Source organism: Psychrobacter sp. 28M-43 (assembly GCF_014770435.1).
In the GTDB taxonomy this organism is placed as follows: Bacteria; Pseudomonadota; Gammaproteobacteria; order Pseudomonadales; family Moraxellaceae; genus Psychrobacter.
The window spans coordinates 1,785,048-1,802,727 of the sequence record NZ_CP061739.1 but is presented as its reverse complement, the minus strand read 5'-3'; the positions used below and the strand labels follow the sequence as shown (position 1 = coordinate 1,802,727).

Here is a 17,680-nt window from a genome sequence, read left to right as displayed (position 1 = left end):
TAATGTTATAAAAATACCATCTCCAGAATAAGGTTAGCTCTGACCAATTAACGAAACATGTATCGTTGCTAGTCATTGCTAATCAAGTTTTAGAATAGAGTGTTTCTTATAAGATGTTCATAAATAAAAAGCCCCTTTCGCATTAGTGCAAAAGGGGCTTTTTATTGCTTGCTCGACGATAAATTATCGCGAATAGCTATTAGCGATTTGGTAGTACATCTTTTACCATATCCCGCAATTCGCGTAATGCTGTGACGGTACTATCCCAATCTAGGCAACCATCGGTGATTGATTTACCATACTCAAGCTGGCTCAAATCAGCAGTCAGTTTTTGATTGCCGCCTTTTAAGTGACTCTCAATCATCATACCGATAATTGATTTATTGCCATTTTGGATTTGTTCAGCAACGTTTTTGATAACCATCGGTTGTAAGTAAGGGTCTTTACCTGAGTTAGCATGACTTGAGTCAATCATAATCTTGCTATTGGTCTTGCCTTTTGCTAGCTCATTTTCAACTTGGGCTACCGCAGTTTCATCATAGTTAGGCTTGCCGTTACCACCGCGAAGTACCACGTGCGCGTAAGGATTACCTTTAGATTTGATGATAGAGACTTTACCATCTGATGATAGACCTAAGAAGCTATGACCTTCTTTAACCGCTTGCATGGCATTTACAGCAACCGTCATACCACCATCAGTACCGTTCTTAAAGCCAACTGGACATGATAAGCCAGAGCTCATTTCGCGATGCGTTTGGCTCTCAGTGGTACGTGCACCAATGGCTGACCAGCTGATTAGATCCTGAATGTACTGCGGTGTATTTGGATCAAGTGCTTCGGTCGCGCAAGGTAGACCTTTTTCATTCAGATCAAGTAGCAATTTACGAGCCGTGCGCAAACCTTTTTCTATATCAAAGCTGTCATTCATGTCAGGGTCGTTGATCATGCCTTTCCAGCCAACCGTCGTACGAGGTTTTTCGAAATAAACACGCATGACCACAAATACACTGTCTTCGATTTCTTTTGCCAATACGGCCAAACGATCGGCATATTCGTGAGCGGCTTTGATATCGTGAATAGAGCAAGGGCCAATGACCACAAACAAACGCTTGTCTTTACCGTCCAAGATATCTTGAATAGTATTACGACCTTTTAGTACGGTGTTATACGCGTCGTCTGACAGAGGCAGCTCGGCTTTTAGCTCGGCGGGGGTAATCAAAGGAATAAATTTTTCAATATTCACGTCGTCAATATCTGCATTATGGGTAACTGATGTTGTCATGGTTATATATCGTCTAGCTGATTTATAGGAACATTCATTATGCGGACAAAAGTGTTGGTTGACAAGGGTAGTCGAGCAGTTAATTGACTGATAACTGGAATGAGAAAACTAAAACTTAGTTATACTTATAGAGACTTAGCATGATATTTGACGTTCTAAATGCACGTTTAGCATTTGGTTTTTCTATCTATTAATAAGAGTTGGTTGAGCTTTTGATGCATAACGCTCAGATTTTATGCGTGAATTTCGCTATTTGTATCATCGTCAAGTATGATAGCAACATTAGCGATGGGTGGCCCAAACTGTGGCATTAAAACAGTACGGATGAGTGTGCACATTATCCGTGAGGTCGTATCGCTGATTTATTACGTTATATTTTATAATAACGGTTTATTTTATTTTGTGTATTTCTAATATCGAGAGCTTGTCATGACAGATTCTGCTACGTCTCATCACCATACTGACCTCATTCATCAAGCCGAGACGGATTCTCAAGTAGCAAATATAAATGCTACGCCGCTAGTGATAGGCATCGTCGCAGGTGAGGTATCTGGTGACAGTTTGGGTGCAGATTTTATGCGGCAAATGAATAATCTACGTGATGATATTGTCTGGGTAGGCGTAGGCGGTACGAAAATGCAGACGCAAGGGCTACAGAGTATTTTCCCATTAGAGCGTTTGGCAGTGATGGGTCTGGTTGAAGTCATGTCGCAGCTACCCGATTTGCTTAAAGCGCGCCGTGAGCTACTGAGCGCATTTAAGGCTGCCAATATTGATTGGTTCGTCGGTATTGATGCGCCTGATTTTAATTTGCGAGTATCCAAAAAACTAAAGCCCCAAGGCGTATTCTGTGTGCAGTACGTCAGTCCTTCTATCTGGGCATGGCGCGAGTCGCGTATCCATAATATTAAAGCGGCGACCAATTTGGTGCTATGTCTATTCCCGTTTGAGTTGCCAGTTTATGAGCGACATAACCATCCAGCGATCTGTGTGGGTCATCCATTACTGCGAACCATTGATCAGAACCTAATCGATACACCAATCAATCAACGTCGCAGTGAGCTCGTTTGGGACAACGATGGGTTGCAGCAGTTTTTTATTGAACGCTTCGATGATGTAAGTCAGCTTATTTGTGTAATGCCAGGTTCTAGGCGCGGTGAAATTACAGCTATTCTGCCATTGATGCTTGATGGCATCCAAAAGTTAATCCTGTTAGATCCTAAGCTGTGCTTCATCATTCCAACGGTCGATCAAAACCATCAATATATCGTACAAGAAGTGATCGACCAACGCTCAGAACAGCTACGTGAAGCAATTGTGGTGGTCTATGATGATACCCAGCCGGAATTTAGCCAACATGCCATGGCGGCATCAGATATCGTGATGCTGGCATCTGGGACAGCAACGCTGGAGGCAATGCTGCTTGAACGGCCGATGGTAGTGGTTTACCAATTAAATCAGCTGACTTACCAAATAGCCAAGCGTCTGGTAAAGGTACCATATGTGGCATTGCCCAATATATTGGCTAATGCACCGATTGTACCTGAGCTGATTCAAGAGCAGGCGAGCGGTGACAATATTTGCCGCACCGTAATGCGATTGCTGCAACCACGCGCTTATGTCGAGCAATTACATGACTTACTAGTGACAAAGCAGTCATTACAACAGCAAAGTAACCATGAGCCTGCAAACAGCGTGATTGAACAGTGGTTTATCCAAAATACCGATACCATCCATCCTAATTAAACAAGAAAGACCTTCTAATATTATGTATATTCAAAACAGTACAGAAAGCTCAGCTCAAGTAATTGACATCAATATTGAGCACATTGATGTCAAAGGACAATATATTCAGTTAGCAGCGCCCATACGTTTATATGGGCAAATGAATACCGCTGAGCTGCTTACTCAATATCTGACTAATGATAACCAAATGACGGAGCAATCAATACTACAAATCGGTGTCGATGAAGCAGGACGCGGGCCGTTACTAGGCAGCGTCAATGTTGCCGCGGCAATATTACCGGCGACTTGGTCAGGTCTAATTGAAGAACAACCGCTTAAAGAAACGCCGTTGTCGATACTGACAGACTCCAAACAACTGAGTGAAAAAAAGCGCGATATCCTTTATCCATTGGTTCAACAACATGCTATCGGTTATATCATCGCCGATATACCGGCAGCAGTAATCGATCAAGTGAACATCTTGCAAGCAACAATGCTTGGTATGCGCTTATGTACTGAATCATTGCTAGAAGTAATTTTTAAAAGCTTTTCGACTACTGGAAATGATAACAGTACGTCGCTCGATCAATTCAAAATCGAAGTACTATTTGATGGAAATCGTTGCCCTGATTTGAACTATGATAGTTTTAAAAAGCTAGAGGTGGCGCCATCTGCGATTGATTGCCAAGCGTGGGTAAAAGGCGATGCGCGTCATACTAGTATTGCAGCGGCCAGTATATTGGCAAAAGTAAGTCGTGATGAATCGATGTATGCACTGGATATTCAATATCCGGAATACGGTATTGCCAAACACAAAGGCTATCCGACACGCGCGCACATGGAAGCAATCGAAAAATATGGTGTCTTGCCAACGCATAGACGTAGTTTTGCACCAGTGAGAAAGGCTTTAGAAATACAGTAGCTATAAACAAGTGGTTATAGAAAAGTGATTATAGAAACGTGTTCATGAAAAAGTGACTCTATAGCGGATACAAAGGAATCGTACTCTATAGATGATATTTTTGCCTTAAAAATAGCCTATGCTTAGTGTTAATTTATAGACCTAAAAAAAACCTGTTACTTGCAATCAGCGAGTAGCATGTTTTTTTACAAAATAATGGGCAAAAGTTCATAATTTGTAATACAATAGATATTATATTGAAATAAAACACTGTTAAATCAACCACTAACTACTCTGTAATTGATTTTTATTCTCATTGCTTTTCATAAGCAGGTTATTATTTTATAGGATGAGCGATGACTTCTTATACTTCTCAGAAAAATCTTGCTGCAGTGCTATTTTTAACGATATTTCTCAGCGCTTGCGGCGGAGGCGGTGATTCTGACAGCAGTTCTACATCTGCTAATACACCAGACAGTTCACAAAGTGATGAAACTGACGAGCCAACCACGTCAGAACCTATTACTTCTGCTCCGATTATAGCGACGCCTACTAGTCAGAGTGACGAGCCAAGCGATAGTATTCCTGATGAGGAAGAAAATTGGTCAGCCGTTAATAATGTACAAGCAGCATTAAGTGCAAATAATCAGTTTAGTCTAGCAAGAACCAGCTGTGGTCTAAATGGTTTATCCGTGGATACAGAGCTAGACAATATAGCTATTCAGCATGCAAATTATATTAAATATGTATTTGCTAATAGCTCACCAACCAGCTTTAACGCGCATTTCGAAAACGAGATTAGCGATATTGCTAGTGTGACAGGTCCTAACAATCCTTTCTTTAGTGGATTAGATCTGGCAGATCGATTGATCAATGCAGACTATGGCAAATCGCAATATAGTGTTACTGAAAACATTGCCCAGTCTGTCTATTACAGTTCGGCAGGCAATTTTTTGAGTACAGAAGCCGTGGCAAGCTCTTTGGCAAAGTCGTTGTTGTCAGCGCCTTATCATCTACGCTCTTTAATGTTGCCAACCTCAGGTGTAGTAGGAACAGGAGTGGTTACCTATACGCCTAGTAGTAAAAATGCTACTAACAATAAAGGATATGTTTTGGTAAGCAATGCTGCAGGGACAAAAACCACGACAAATAAAACGCTTGAAGGTGTTTTTACGTACCCATGTCAAGATGTGACGGGGACAGTTACTGCACTTTATAACGAAACCCCAAATCCTGTCAGAGGCTCTGGGCGTAATTTACGTACTGATCCTATCGGACAGCCGGTTTATATCAACATGCCATCCGCTGATACAGTTAAAGTGAGTAATGTTAAATTCAGAGATGTGCAGCGTAATATAGATGTACCGATTCAATTGCTTGATTCTGACAATGATCCGTACAAAGGTACGAATTATGCGCTACCAACGAATGAAGCATTTATTTTGCCATTAACGGATGCGCTCAAAAGCTGTGAATCAGGTAGTAATAAAGGTGGTAATTGTGGACTTTATGGTAATAGCAAATATAAGGTCAGCTTTGATATTTTGGTTGACGATAAAGTATTAGAGCAGCAGTCATTTACGTTTACTACTGGTAAGGTAAATTACTAATAAGTATTTAATACTCTCTAAATATTTATCGTAAAAAAGAAGGTCTGAACCAGTGTTATGATTCAGACCTTCTTTTTATGTGATAATTTTTTCTGTAATAACCTTGAGTATCTTCAAGTAGTACTAGGAATCTCGCCTAAAACGATGAATTAGGCTGTTTTAAAAAGTTCTTTTCATCTTCGGTTGAGTCGCGATTTAGTACCTCGTTGCGATGTGGATATCGCCCGAATTGATCAATGATTTGTTTGTGACGATGTTCAAAATCTAATGTGTTTGCATCATCTAATTGTTCAAATAGCGGTAGATAACGCTTATGAATCATGGCCGACTCAGAGTGCATAAACGGTATGATAATAAATCTACGCCATTGCATCGGTAAGGTGTCAAAATAAGGCTGTTGAATGGCTTCTTGGGCGAGTGCTAATGCCATACCATCTTGCGCAAATGCACTTGCTTGTCCGCGACATAAATTGCGTGAAAACTGATCCAGCACAATAATTTCTGCCAAGCGTCCTGCCAATGCCGTTATCGAGCTATTACCATCTAATGAGGACTCTGCGATACGCCAAGTGACACATTCGCCTTGTTTCGCTGCTTCCCAAATGCTGCCAAACTTCTCCTGTATCTGCTTATCAAAACGATCGTTTCGTTCAAACCAGTAAGCTTCATTGTTTTTATCAAACCAAAAATCCAACACGGCACGCGCATCAGGATCTAGATAAGTCAAATCTATGTTTTTCGGATCCAATTGTGATGAATGGGATCGACTGGCTGAGGTGGAATAATCGGTTGAGAGTGCCATAAGATATTCTAATTATGATGAATTTAGTCTACTATAGCGCAAATATTTATATCTGTCTGTCAAGATACCAACAGCAGAGTGTCTATTAGGTAATCTATTATGAATGCAAAAAATCTAGAGAATTCTATCAACGCGACATTGCCACCAACGCCTTACTACGTGCTTGATGAAGCGGCCATCGTTGCCAATATGAAAATCATCGCTAGGCTATGTGAGCTATCTGGTGCAAAAGCATTATTGGCACTAAAATGCTTTGCCACATGGGGCGTGTTTGATGTGATGCAGCCTTATCTGCATGGCACGACTTCGTCTTCACTTAATGAAGTGAGATTGGGCTATGAGACCTTTGGCAGTAACGATGATGCCAGTAGTAGCGATAAAAAAGAAACGCATGCTTATAGCGTCGCCTATAGTGCAGATGAAATAGCTGAAGTGCTGAACTATGCGGATAAAATAATCTTTAATTCAATCTCACAGCTCAACGCTTTTAAAGCGCAAGCTGCCGCACAAAATATACCTGTAGGTCTACGACTCAATCCAAAGACCAGCAACTCATCGTTTTTGATTGCTGATCCTGCACGCCCATTTAGCCGTCTTGGTGAGCACGATAAAGATAAAATCGCAACAGTACTTGGCGATATCACTGGCGTCATGATTCACAATAATTGCGAAAATGACAGCTTTGAAGCCTTTAGTGAAAGCTTGACAGATATCGAAGCTAGATTTGGTGATATCTTAGCGCAGCTTGAATGGGTGAGCTTGGGCGGTGGGATCCACTTTATTGCGCCTGATTATCCATTAGAAAAATTGGCTGCACGTTTGAAAGCGTTTAGCGAAACTTATGGCGTGCAAGTGTATCTTGAGCCAGGTGAGGCAAGTATCCATGGCGCAGGTACGTTGGTAACTACTGTATTGGATACCATGCATAACGAAAAAAACCTAGCAGTCGTTGATGCTTCTATTGAAGCACATATGCTTGATCTATTGATTTATCGTGAGTCCGCACCGATTGCTGCGATTAACCATACAGCTGTCGATATTGCGCCTATCGGCAATCCTGCAGAAGCTGCACCGTCTGGAGCGAATGCTGAGTCGGCAGACCATACCATTATTTACGGTCGTTCTTGCTTGGCAGGGGATATCTTTGGTGAGTATGCATTACCGAATAATTTGCAGATAGGCGATAAGATTGCCTTTGGCAATGCTGCCGGTTATACGATGGTTAAGAAAAACTGGTTCAATGGTGTCAACATGCCAGCGATAGTCATCCGCCGATTGGATGGCAGTATCGATATCCAGCGTGAGTTTGATTATCAAGATTATAAAGCCAGCTTGTCTTAAGCCTTAGCTTTTAAGACTATGCTATTGTCGGGTTTTTGTACTTTAATTATTAAAAAACAAATACTTAACCTTTATTAGTAGATATTTTAATATCTCTGCTTTTTATACATATTTTTTACCGATAAGGGAATAAAAATTGTTATAATCGCGTCGGGCAAATAATGGAGTATTCTTTGCCCGACGGGTGCGTGGGTTTTCCTCGGTCTTCCTTTTTAATTCACGCATATCATTCACTCGTTTCTGTTTTGCATAGCCGCTATCAATGGTATCGACAGGGACACAAAGGAGGATTGTTCATTGAACACAAACCAACAAGCTAAGCCCAACAAAAAAGATGTACTGATCATCGGAGCAGGCGGTGTCGCTCAAGTGGTCGCGCATAAATGTGCGATGCACAATGATGTACTTGGTGAGATTCATATTGCCTCACGTACAAAAGACAAATGCGATGCCATCGCCCAAAGTGTAAAAGAAAAAGACAGCTTTAAGCAGGCTGCGGTCTTGCATACGCATCAAGTCGATGCGATGGACAGCCAAGCACTCGTGCAGCTGATACAAGACACTGGAATACAAATAGTCATCAATGTTGGCTCGGCATTTATCAATATGACCGTACTAGAAGCCTGCATTGAGACAGGTACTGCCTACATAGATACGGCTATTCATGAAGATCCACGTAAGATTTGTGAGACACCACCGTGGTACAACAACTATGAATGGCAACGTAAAGAGCGCTGTGCAGACAACAATGTCACTGCCATCTTAGGTGCAGGGTTTGATCCTGGTATGGTCAACGCTTATGCGCGTCTGGGCTATGACATGATGGATGCAGGATCTGTGACGGATATCGATATCATTGATATCAATGCGGGCAGCCATGGCAAATACTTTGCGACCAACTTTGACCCAGAGATTAACTTCCGTGAGTTCACCGGTACGGTTTACTCTTGGCAAGACAGCAAGTGGCAGTCTAATAAAATGTTTGAAGTCAAACGTACGGACGATTTGCCAGTTGTGGGCGTGCAAAACAGCTATCTAAGCGGTCATGATGAAGTGCATTCATTGTCAGCCAATCTAGATGTACCAAACATTCGCTTTTGGATGGGTTTTGGTGAGCATTACATCAATGTCTTCACTGTCCTACAGAGCTTAGGATTGTTGTCTGAGCAGCCAGTGATGACTGCTGAAGGCCAAGAAGTGGTGCCACTAAAAGTCGTTAAAGCGGTACTACCAGACCCAAGCTCGCTTGCACCGAACTATACAGGCAAGACCTGCATTGGTGACAAAGTTAAAGGCAAGATCAATGGTGTTGATACTGAAGTATTTATCTACAATGTCTCAGATCATAAGGATGCTTACAATGAAGTTGGTAGCCAAGGGATTTCGTATACCGCAGGCGTGCCACCTGTTGCTGCTGCGATACTAGTTGCTACTGGCGAATGGGATGCAGGCAAGATGGTCAACGTCGAAGAGCTAGATGCAAAGCCATTTATCAATCTGCTGAATAAAATTGGTCTGCCAACGCGTATTAAAGATGCCGATGGTGATAGAGCGCTTGAGTTTGATATCTAATTAGCAAATGTTATTTAGAAAAGCCTGTCTTATATAGATAGGCTTTTTTTATGTCTGGGCTTCTACTTAAATTCACTAGGATTATAATTCCTTAACGCCGCAATACGGTCATCAAGCGTGGGGTGTGAGCGGAATAGGTTTGCAATACTAAAGCCTTGAGCCTGCCCAGATGAGATCGCAAATGCTTTCATACTCTCAGGCATTTGATCCGGTCGCTGTGCAGAAGGACGCAACGCATCAAGCGCACTGATCATTTTTTCGCGGCTGGCCAATTTTGCACCCATTTGATCCGCACGGAATTCACGTAAGCGTGAGAACCACATCACGATGGCAGACGCCAAAAATCCAAGTAGAATATCCATCACAATACTGGTGATAAAGTACCCAACACCTGGGCGATCACTGGTGTTTTTAAACACAGTACGGTCCACGAAATTACCAACAATACGTGCAAAGAACATCACAAACGCGTTGACCACGCCTTGAATGAGGGCGAGGGTTACCATATCACCGTTCGCCACATGGCCAATCTCATGTGCCAATACGGCTTCGACTTCATCTTGATTCATATTTTGTAGTAGGCCAGACGATACTGCCACCAGTGCTTTATTTTTATTCCAGCCAGTCGCAAAGGCATTTGGCTGCGAATTATTAAAAATACCAACCTCAGGCATACCGATATTTACGGCTCGCGCTTGTTTGGCGACTGTATCAACTAACCATTGCTCAGTAGCGGTGCGTGGCGATTCTATAACTACCGTACCAGTAGATCTTTTAGCCATCCACTTCGATATAAATAGCGACACCATCGAGCCGACCATACCATAGATACCACATATAACAGCAAGGCTAATGTAGTTAAGACCACCTGCGCTGTGCACACCACCGATTCCAAAAAACCTCGATAAAATACCAAACACAATGCTAAATACCACAATCACTGCTAAGTTGGTTAATAAAAATAATCCAATACGCATCATGATGCTAACTTCCTATTTACAATGTCGGTATGGCCTCGATAGACGGTTATCTAAGAGGTTTGTTTGTTATGATAGATTTTACTGTGATTTTGACTGGAATGTTAGACAAAATAGTCTTTTATAAGAGGTGACAGAGATAGAATGATTCTTTTGAAGAATGCCGTACAATGTCTGAATGGTTTTATCAGATTAGAAAAGTACTAGATGAGGAGTAGTGATTTTTGACAGAATTAAAGACGGTTGGGCTATTTGCGCTTACTGCATTGGCTGAGATTGCAGGATGTTATCTGCCTTATCTGTGGCTGCGAGAAGGCAAGTCAATCTGGCTACTGATACCTGGTGCGCTGAGTTTGGTCGCGTTTGTTTGGCTGCTGTCATTACATCCAACTGCTGCAGGCAGGGTCTATGCTGCATATGGTGGCGTTTATATATGTATGGCGATTTTGTGGTTGTGGACGGTCAATGGTATACGACCAACCATGTGGGACATAGTGGGTTCGATAGTTGCACTATTAGGAATGGCGATTATTATGTTTGCGCCGCGCGGAGCTTAATAAAAACCTAAGCTTAATTAAAGACAGTGCTTAGCTAAAAGTCAATGACGAACCAAAAAAATACCAATCAAACGGTTAAGTCAGATTGGCATATTGATGTATTTATTATTAATGTTTGCCTAAGATGCTACCGTTGTCGTCTTTCTTGGCTTGTTTGGCAGCTTTCTTCTCTTTAGCAGTCAAAAGGGGCTTTTTCTTAACGTTCTTCTTGCTGTCTTGACCTTTGCTCATCATCGTTTCCTTTTTTACAGCACACTACTCATTACGCCAAGTTAAGCGAATCTAAGACAGTGTGAATACAGCTAACATAGCTGTTTACTGAATAGAGTATAGGCTTAAGCTTTAGTAATAGATAGCGCTCGCACAATTCGTCTACGATTCAAGTATCATTCAAATTCTTTATGTTTACGGTTAGTCCTAGTTTACCAATTGATTCGTTCAATCAATCATTGTATTAATAAGTGCTTACTTACGGATACATGGCGATTTGCTATAATGCGTCATAAACCGATTCATAAACGCGGCAAACTCTTATTTATTAACATTTAGCACCATAGTGCTTACTGTTTTGGTCAAATTATTATGCGTATTCGTAAACTGTTCAAATTTGAAAATGCTCACATCGTTCGTAACTGTAGTTCTGAGCGTTGTAAGCACTCGATTCATGGCCACAGCTATCAAATTGAGCTGATTCTTGAAGCCACTCGTTTAGACCATGGGCAAATGGTTTATGACTTTGGTCTACTAAAGTCTTCGATCAAGGACATTATTGATAGCTTTGATCATGCCATTTGTTTTTGGAACAAAGATGATCCTGAGTATGTCGCAGCGTGTAAGAAATTTAGCGCGCGTTGGATCAGCCTACCAGTTTCACCATCGGCAGAGCAGTTTTCACGAGTGATATTTTTTTGGGCACAAGAAATACTACGTCAGACACAAATGCAAAATGGTGAAGCAGATGTCAGCGTGTACTCAGTAATTGCTCACGAGACGGCGACAGGGTATGCGCAGTGTTTTGCTGATGATGTTGCAAACGATCAAATGGGTAAACTAGTTCTAGAAGATTTTGAATTCAGTGAGCAGGTTCGTGCTGAGTGGACTGACTCTGAGCTGTATGCCAAACTGATTCGCGGTGAAAGCTTTACCAATCCAACTGTGACCATGCAGGTACAGACAGAGCAGGTTCAGTCTGATGTGTGATGGTCAATCTATAGAAAATAGCAAATACTTAAAGACTCTGATACTCAATTCTGAGCAAGATACTCAATCATTGGCTGAGCAATTAGCGACATTGCCGCTAACAGGCAGCGTGTGGCTGGCAGGTGACTTGGGCGCTGGTAAAACGACACTGACGCGTTATTGGTTACAAGCGCTTGGTCATACAGGTGCGGTGAAAAGCCCAACCTATACCTTGGTTGAGCCTTATAGTATTCAGCGAAAAGATGGTTCGATCAAGCCAGTTTATCATGCAGATTTATATCGTCTCCAAGATCCAGAAGAACTGTCTTTTATTGGATTTGACGAGTATCTGGATGAGCCTGAAGCATTAGTCATCATCGAATGGGCTAGCCGTGCTGATAGCTATCTTCCGCCGCCCACGTTATTTATCGATATGACTCAAAGTGTAAGCGATGATAACGACACTGAAGCACGCCAAGTGCAGTTGAGAGTGTCAAAGGCAGGTCAAGCGCAGGGCTTGGAACTATCGCAACTTATCATCTAAATGAATATCTAAATTACACCAATCGCTACTTTCCAAAAACATGACATCTATCTATGCCAGATAATCATCCTAATACCCGCATCAAAAAACTATCGCCGTTGCTAATCAATCAATTAGCAGCAGGTGAGGTGGTGACACGTCCAGCAGCAGTGGTCAAAGAGCTGCTGGAAAATGCCATCGATGCTGGTGCGACCAATATTGAGGTGCGCATCACTCAAGGCGGTATGGGCCTGATTGAAGTGGTAGATAATGGGGTCGGCATTTATCCTGACGACATGGTCATGGCCATCACTCGTCATGCGACCAGTAAGGTTGCTGACGTTGCTAACTTGCATGGTATTACGACATTGGGTTTTCGCGGTGAAGCATTAGCGGCGATGGCTGCTGTCTCGCGTTTAACCTTAACCAGTAGTCATGATGAGAGCGGTATCGGTCGTCAATTACAGGTCGCTGGCGTATTAGATGATACACCGAAACTGTTACCAGTTGTGCATAACCGCGGTACTACGATTGTAGTAAAAGATTTGTATTTCAATGTGCCTGCCCGCCGCGGTAATTTGAAATCTATTGCTACTGAGTTCGGTCATATCGAGACCATCGTCCGAGAAGTCGCACTGGCGCGTGCCGATGTTGCTTTGACACTCTTTCACGACAATAAACAGCGGCTATCATTATCTGCAAGTGCTACGAGTGTTAGTGGTAACAATGACAGTCGCTTGCCACTGCCGCGTCTAGAACAAGCAACGGGTATGGCATTGACAGATAATGCATTAGCAATATCCATAGATTTATCGAGTCTAGTACAATCGTCTGTAGCGTACGATGATAGCAATGTTAATCAGGCAGCGATTATTGGTTGGTTATGGCCGCTACATCATGACAAATCTGACTTACCAAAGCTGATTTATGTAAATGGCAGACTGGTAAAAGAAGCATTGATTAGCAATCAGATACGTCAACTGGCACAAGGTGCGCAGCTAGCAGGTATGGGGTATGCACTGTATTTTGATTTACCAACGCAATGGTTAAATATCAATGTACATCCATCTAAACAACGTATCAAAATCAGTCCATTGAATAATATCATGGCGCATTTAGGCCATACAGTTCGTACGCAGTTGAAAACGATCGACGTAGCTAAATTTGGGCTTGGAATTGTTTCTGCATCTGCGTCCGTAGCGACGACCGAAGCTGATAGCCAATACATATCTGCGGAACGGGCAAATAATGATGCTTCTTTAAGTCGTTCTTCTGAAGTGCCCATCTCAAGTAGTCAGTCTAGCAATAACCCAAGGCAGCATAATCAAGTAAAAGCTACTAGACAGTCTTATCAGACTACTGCAAACCAATCACTTTCAAGTAATCCTTTATTGCAAGAGTCAGTGCAATCTCATATCAATGAACGATCAGACCAAAGTAACAACAGTAACAACAGCACGTCACATTATTCTGATGGAGCAGGTACTTTTGCATCTTTACCAATTTGCTTAGATATTATTGAAAAAGTAGAGACTATTGGTATTGACTCAAGCGCAGAGGATAAAAAGCTACCTTGGCTGTTATTTTATCACCAAGGGCAGTGCGTACTGATAAGTGCTAAAGATTGGCAGTCTAAAATAAGCCAGCTATTTGAGTCACTTACCTCTAGTCAGCAAGTATTCAAAAAAGATAGATTACCAAACAGGGCTACTGAGGTTAATCAACAACTTATGACGGTCAATACGCAAATGTCTGCGCAAGATTCAATGGTTTTAGTGAATGATCTTACTGAAATAATTATGAACAATGCTATCAAGACGATAGACAGTCACCGCTTAGTAAAGCTAATGCTATCCTGAATATCTCAAGACGGTTACAACATCTTAAAGCAATCAAACCAGTTGTTATCTGAGTTATCCATATATTATGAAAGGCCACTTTATGCAACATTCGTCTGATAGCCTACCTCACAAACTGACGGATAACAGCGTGGTTTGTCTTATGGCACCAACCGCTAGTGGCAAGACGTCACTGGCGTACGAGCTATACGATACTGGCCGTTTTGAGTTAATTTCTGTGGACTCAGCGCTGATATATCGTGACATGAACATTGGCACAGCCAAGCCAACAGTGGCTGAGCTGGCGCGTTATCCACATCATTTGGTCGATATCATTGATCCTATGCAAAGCTATAGCGTGGCTGAGTTTGTTAGTGACGTTGCCCGTCTTATTGACGAATGTCATAGAAATGGCAAGATACCATTATTAGTAGGCGGCACCATGATGTATTACATGGCGCTACTCGATGGGTTGTCTCCTGTGCCCGATAGCGATGACAGCGTACGCGCGCGCGTAGAGCAGTGGCGTCAAGAGGAAGGTATTAGCGCTCTATATGATTATTTGGGGAGTATCGATCCTATAAGTCATGAGCGCTTGAATGCTACTGATACTCAGCGTATCACGCGAGCAATTGAAGTCTATCTACAGACAAATATTCCAATAAGTGACTGGCAGCGCAAGCCAAAGCAAGCATTGGCACATAATCCGAATCAACAATGGCATGCACTATCGGTAATGCCAGATCGTCCATGGCTACATGATCGTATCGAACAACGTCTAGATATCATGTGGAATGAAGGGCTAGTGGCTGAAGTCATAGACTTACTAAAAAAGTATCCGCTCACGCCTAATATGCCTTCGATGCGCTGTGTGGGTTACAGGCAAGTACTAGAATACTTGGTGCACATTGATCATCCGATATTTAATGAGACTCATCTGGATAAAGCTCAATTTTATGAAGCTTTTGGAAAGCATTCAGCTGTCAACGAAGAAAAAGAAATCACAAATAATGTTGCTCAGTCAGCTGCTCAACCAAACATGGCTAGCCAAGAGACCGAGGCGCTTGCTTGTCAGGAAATGCAAAATAAGGCATTATATGCTACAAGGCAGCTAGCAAAACGTCAGTACACATGGCTAAGAAAGGTAATGCAGTTGCCCAGTGCAACATCAAATGGGATAGCAGACTCTGAGAGTGGGACTGATAATAGCAGTCGTATGATATTACAAACGTTTGAAACCATGGCCGAAGCACGAGAGTACTTGTCTTAAGGTACAATAATAGCTAACACAATTAGTTTCAAAAATTGGCATAGATAGCTGTTATAATTTAGCTCAGTGCATTGAGCATTGTTATGATGTCTGGTTTATGAACTTTTGTAGACATAAATTATTAACGAAACAACTAGTTACTTAATTATTTACAATAATAACGTATTCGCGATAAAGTGGAATCACTTAAGAGCAACGAATATTTATTTAGATACGTTTTATAAAGAAAACACCTTATTGTATCTACCTTTTAGCCATTATAATTAAATTAACACTTAAAATAATTGGCACTCAAAACATAACTATATAATATTTAGGAGAGATTTCATGTCAAAAGGACAAACTTTACAAGATCCGTTCTTGAACTCGCTGCGCAAAGACCGCATTCCTGTCTCTATTTTTTTGGTAAACGGTATTAAACTACAAGGCCAAATTGAATCATTTGATCAATATGTTGTTCTCCTGAAAAACACAGTGAGCCAAATGGTATATAAACATGCCATTTCAACAGTTGTACCAGCACGTAACCCGCGTAGTAGTACGACGACAGGTACAAGTGCTCAGCCTCAGAGTGCAGCACCAACTGGATATCAAGGCGGTGGCTTTGAGCGTGGTAGCAACCCTGCTGCTGGCGGCTTTGAAGAACGTGGTTTTGCATCGAGTCGTAGTGGATTCAATCGTGGTGGTTTTAGCCAAGGTCAGGATCGTGGCTTTGAACGAGGTAGCTTTGGACAAGGTCAAGAACGCGGGTTTGAGCGTGGTGGCTTCGGTCAAGATCGTGGCTTTGATGCCACGGCAGATAATACAGGCTTCGAAGATAAGCCAAACGACGGTTCTAATGATAGCAACAGCTAACTCATTGCCCTAATCGAGCATATTGTCTGAACAAAGTATTAAGACATGATTTATTCGTTTGAAACCTGCTGATATAGTGGGTTTTTTTTGTATAGATAGCAGCAAGCTCTTTATTCAGTATAAAGCACTATATTAGTGTAGATTTTGTAGACCATTACTAATATCAAACATAGTGTAGTAAAATAGCGTATTGATTCATTATAAAAATAGAGCGGATTCATGAGTGATACCAAAAACAACTTAACCCATGAGCAATTTATTACCACTGCTATCGAGGCCATTAACACAGAGATATCTGCGTTAGCACTGCTAACAGAGCAGATTGACGACAGATTTGCACAAGCATGTGACATTATTTTGACTTGCAAGGGTCGAGTGGTAGTCACGGGCATGGGTAAGTCAGGTCTAATTGGACGCAAGATTGCAGCGACCTTTGCCTCAACTGGTACGCCTGCTTTTTTTATGCATCCTGGTGAAGCGGGACATGGTGATTTGGGGATGCTTGTAAAAGGTGATGTGCTACTTGCTATTTCAAACTCAGGTGAGTCAGATGAAATCAAGATGCTACTGCCAGTTGTTAAGCATCTAAATATTCCTCTCATTAGTATCAGTCGTGATAAACGCGGTATGTTGCCACGAGCAGCTGACATTGTATTGACACTTGGTCAGTCGCAAGAGGCTTGTCCGCTTAATCTAGCGCCTACCTCCAGTACGACAGCTACTTTAGCGCTCGGAGATGCATTGGCGGTTGCTTTAGTACACGCACGTAATTTCACTTCTGAAGATTTTGCATTATCGCATCCTGCTGGTGCCTTGGGTCGTCAGCTATTGACGCGTGTCGAAGACTTGATGCATACCAAGTCAGAAGACTTGCCTTTGATTCATCAGCAGGCCCCATTGCAACAAGCTTTATTTACTATGTCTGCCGGACGATTAGGCATGACAGTAGTAACTGATGATAATAATAAGGTCGTCGGTGTGTTCACAGATGGTGACTTGCGCCGAGGGTTAGAAAAAGGCATCGACCTACAAACGCCAATGCATGAAGTAATGGTCAGCAATCCACGCCATATCAGTAAAACGATGCGTGCGTCAGATGCGCTGAGTGTCATGAATGAGAGTGGTATTAGCCAGTTATTGATTATCGATGATGAAGATCGTTTAGAAGCTATTATTACCGTACATGATTTGCTGCAAGCTGGTGTCAAATAAGGTTTGTGAGTTGCCGTTGAAATAGTTAAGCTATAT

General features: G+C 42.0%; 16 protein-coding genes. 12 read left to right on the top strand and 4 right to left on the bottom strand.

The genetic code is table 11. The annotated features are described in order from the left end of the window. Positions 1–199: 199 nt before the first annotated feature. Complete coding sequence (locus IEE84_RS07525) at positions 200–1,282, bottom strand: 3-deoxy-7-phosphoheptulonate synthase (RefSeq protein ID WP_057760477.1); 1,083 nt, start codon at positions 1,280–1,282, stop codon at positions 200–202. A 429-nt stretch (positions 1,283–1,711) separates the two neighbouring features. Here IEE84_RS07525 and lpxB point away from each other — a divergent pair, with 429 nt between their 5' ends. The 3 genes from lpxB to IEE84_RS07510 all read left to right on the top strand — a co-directional run bounded on the left by lpxB (position 1,712) and on the right by IEE84_RS07510 (position 5,518). Next, positions 1,712–3,028, top strand: a complete 1,317-nt coding sequence (lpxB, locus tag IEE84_RS07520; protein WP_191113707.1) for a lipid-A-disaccharide synthase — start codon at positions 1,712–1,714, stop codon at positions 3,026–3,028. A 22-nt stretch (positions 3,029–3,050) separates the two neighbouring features. Continuing rightward, on the top strand, positions 3,051–3,929 hold the full coding sequence (locus IEE84_RS07515; RefSeq protein WP_191113706.1) for a ribonuclease HII: 879 nt from the start codon (positions 3,051–3,053) through the stop codon (positions 3,927–3,929). Positions 3,930–4,264: 335 nt separating this feature from the next. Then, the gene (locus IEE84_RS07510) at positions 4,265–5,518 is read left to right on the top strand and encodes a CAP domain-containing protein (protein ID WP_191113705.1); all 1,254 of its coding nucleotides are present in this window, start codon (positions 4,265–4,267) and stop codon (positions 5,516–5,518) included. A gap of 136 nt (positions 5,519–5,654) precedes the next feature. Here the strand turns inward: IEE84_RS07510 and IEE84_RS07505 are convergent, their stop codons facing one another. After that, positions 5,655–6,320, bottom strand: coding sequence for a DUF924 family protein (locus tag IEE84_RS07505; RefSeq protein ID WP_191113704.1), 666 nt, complete (start codon positions 6,318–6,320; stop codon positions 5,655–5,657). Positions 6,321–6,419: 99 nt separating this feature from the next. Here IEE84_RS07505 and IEE84_RS07500 point away from each other — a divergent pair, with 99 nt between their 5' ends. Next, positions 6,420–7,661 (top strand): carboxynorspermidine decarboxylase, encoded by a 1,242-nt coding sequence (locus IEE84_RS07500; protein WP_191113703.1) that lies wholly within the window; start codon positions 6,420–6,422, stop codon positions 7,659–7,661. Positions 7,662–7,958: 297 nt separating this feature from the next. Beyond that, a complete protein-coding gene (locus IEE84_RS07495) occupies positions 7,959–9,233 on the top strand; it encodes a saccharopine dehydrogenase family protein (protein ID WP_191113702.1) in 1,275 nt (424 codons plus the stop codon). Positions 9,234–9,295: 62 nt separating this feature from the next. On the opposite strand, the gene htpX is transcribed toward IEE84_RS07495, so the two are convergent. Further along, positions 9,296–10,213: a protease HtpX gene (gene htpX / locus IEE84_RS07490; RefSeq protein WP_191113701.1), complete on the bottom strand. Its 918-nt coding sequence runs from the start codon at positions 10,211–10,213 to the stop codon at positions 9,296–9,298. Between the two features lie 221 nt (positions 10,214–10,434). Here htpX and IEE84_RS07485 point away from each other — a divergent pair, with 221 nt between their 5' ends. Next, positions 10,435–10,767, top strand: coding sequence for a YnfA family protein (locus IEE84_RS07485; RefSeq protein WP_102091506.1), 333 nt, complete (start codon positions 10,435–10,437; stop codon positions 10,765–10,767). A gap of 108 nt (positions 10,768–10,875) precedes the next feature. Here the strand turns inward: IEE84_RS07485 and IEE84_RS13185 are convergent, their stop codons facing one another. Next, positions 10,876–10,998 (bottom strand): hypothetical protein, encoded by a 123-nt coding sequence (locus IEE84_RS13185; protein ID WP_021815223.1) that lies wholly within the window; start codon positions 10,996–10,998, stop codon positions 10,876–10,878. A gap of 351 nt (positions 10,999–11,349) precedes the next feature. Here IEE84_RS13185 and IEE84_RS07480 point away from each other — a divergent pair, with 351 nt between their 5' ends. The 6 genes from IEE84_RS07480 to IEE84_RS07455 all read left to right on the top strand — a co-directional run bounded on the left by IEE84_RS07480 (position 11,350) and on the right by IEE84_RS07455 (position 17,644). Beyond that, on the top strand, positions 11,350–11,967 hold the full coding sequence (locus IEE84_RS07480) for a 6-pyruvoyl trahydropterin synthase family protein (protein WP_191113700.1): 618 nt from the start codon (positions 11,350–11,352) through the stop codon (positions 11,965–11,967). After that, positions 11,960–12,490, top strand: a complete 531-nt coding sequence (gene tsaE, locus IEE84_RS07475) for a tRNA (adenosine(37)-N6)-threonylcarbamoyltransferase complex ATPase subunit type 1 TsaE (protein ID WP_191113699.1) — start codon at positions 11,960–11,962, stop codon at positions 12,488–12,490. The genes IEE84_RS07480 and tsaE overlap by 8 nt, the downstream gene beginning before the upstream one ends. 53 nt (positions 12,491–12,543) lie before the next feature. Next, positions 12,544–14,328: a DNA mismatch repair endonuclease MutL gene (mutL, locus tag IEE84_RS07470; RefSeq protein ID WP_191113698.1), complete on the top strand. Its 1,785-nt coding sequence runs from the start codon at positions 12,544–12,546 to the stop codon at positions 14,326–14,328. An 82-nt stretch (positions 14,329–14,410) separates the two neighbouring features. Then, positions 14,411–15,577: a tRNA (adenosine(37)-N6)-dimethylallyltransferase MiaA gene (gene miaA / locus IEE84_RS07465; protein WP_191113697.1), complete on the top strand. Its 1,167-nt coding sequence runs from the start codon at positions 14,411–14,413 to the stop codon at positions 15,575–15,577. A 327-nt stretch (positions 15,578–15,904) separates the two neighbouring features. Next, positions 15,905–16,432, top strand: coding sequence for an RNA chaperone Hfq (gene hfq / locus IEE84_RS07460; RefSeq protein WP_160022674.1), 528 nt, complete (start codon positions 15,905–15,907; stop codon positions 16,430–16,432). Positions 16,433–16,651: 219 nt separating this feature from the next. Next, positions 16,652–17,644 (top strand): KpsF/GutQ family sugar-phosphate isomerase, encoded by a 993-nt coding sequence (locus IEE84_RS07455; RefSeq protein WP_191113696.1) that lies wholly within the window; start codon positions 16,652–16,654, stop codon positions 17,642–17,644. The last annotated feature ends 36 nt before the right edge of the window (positions 17,645–17,680 follow it).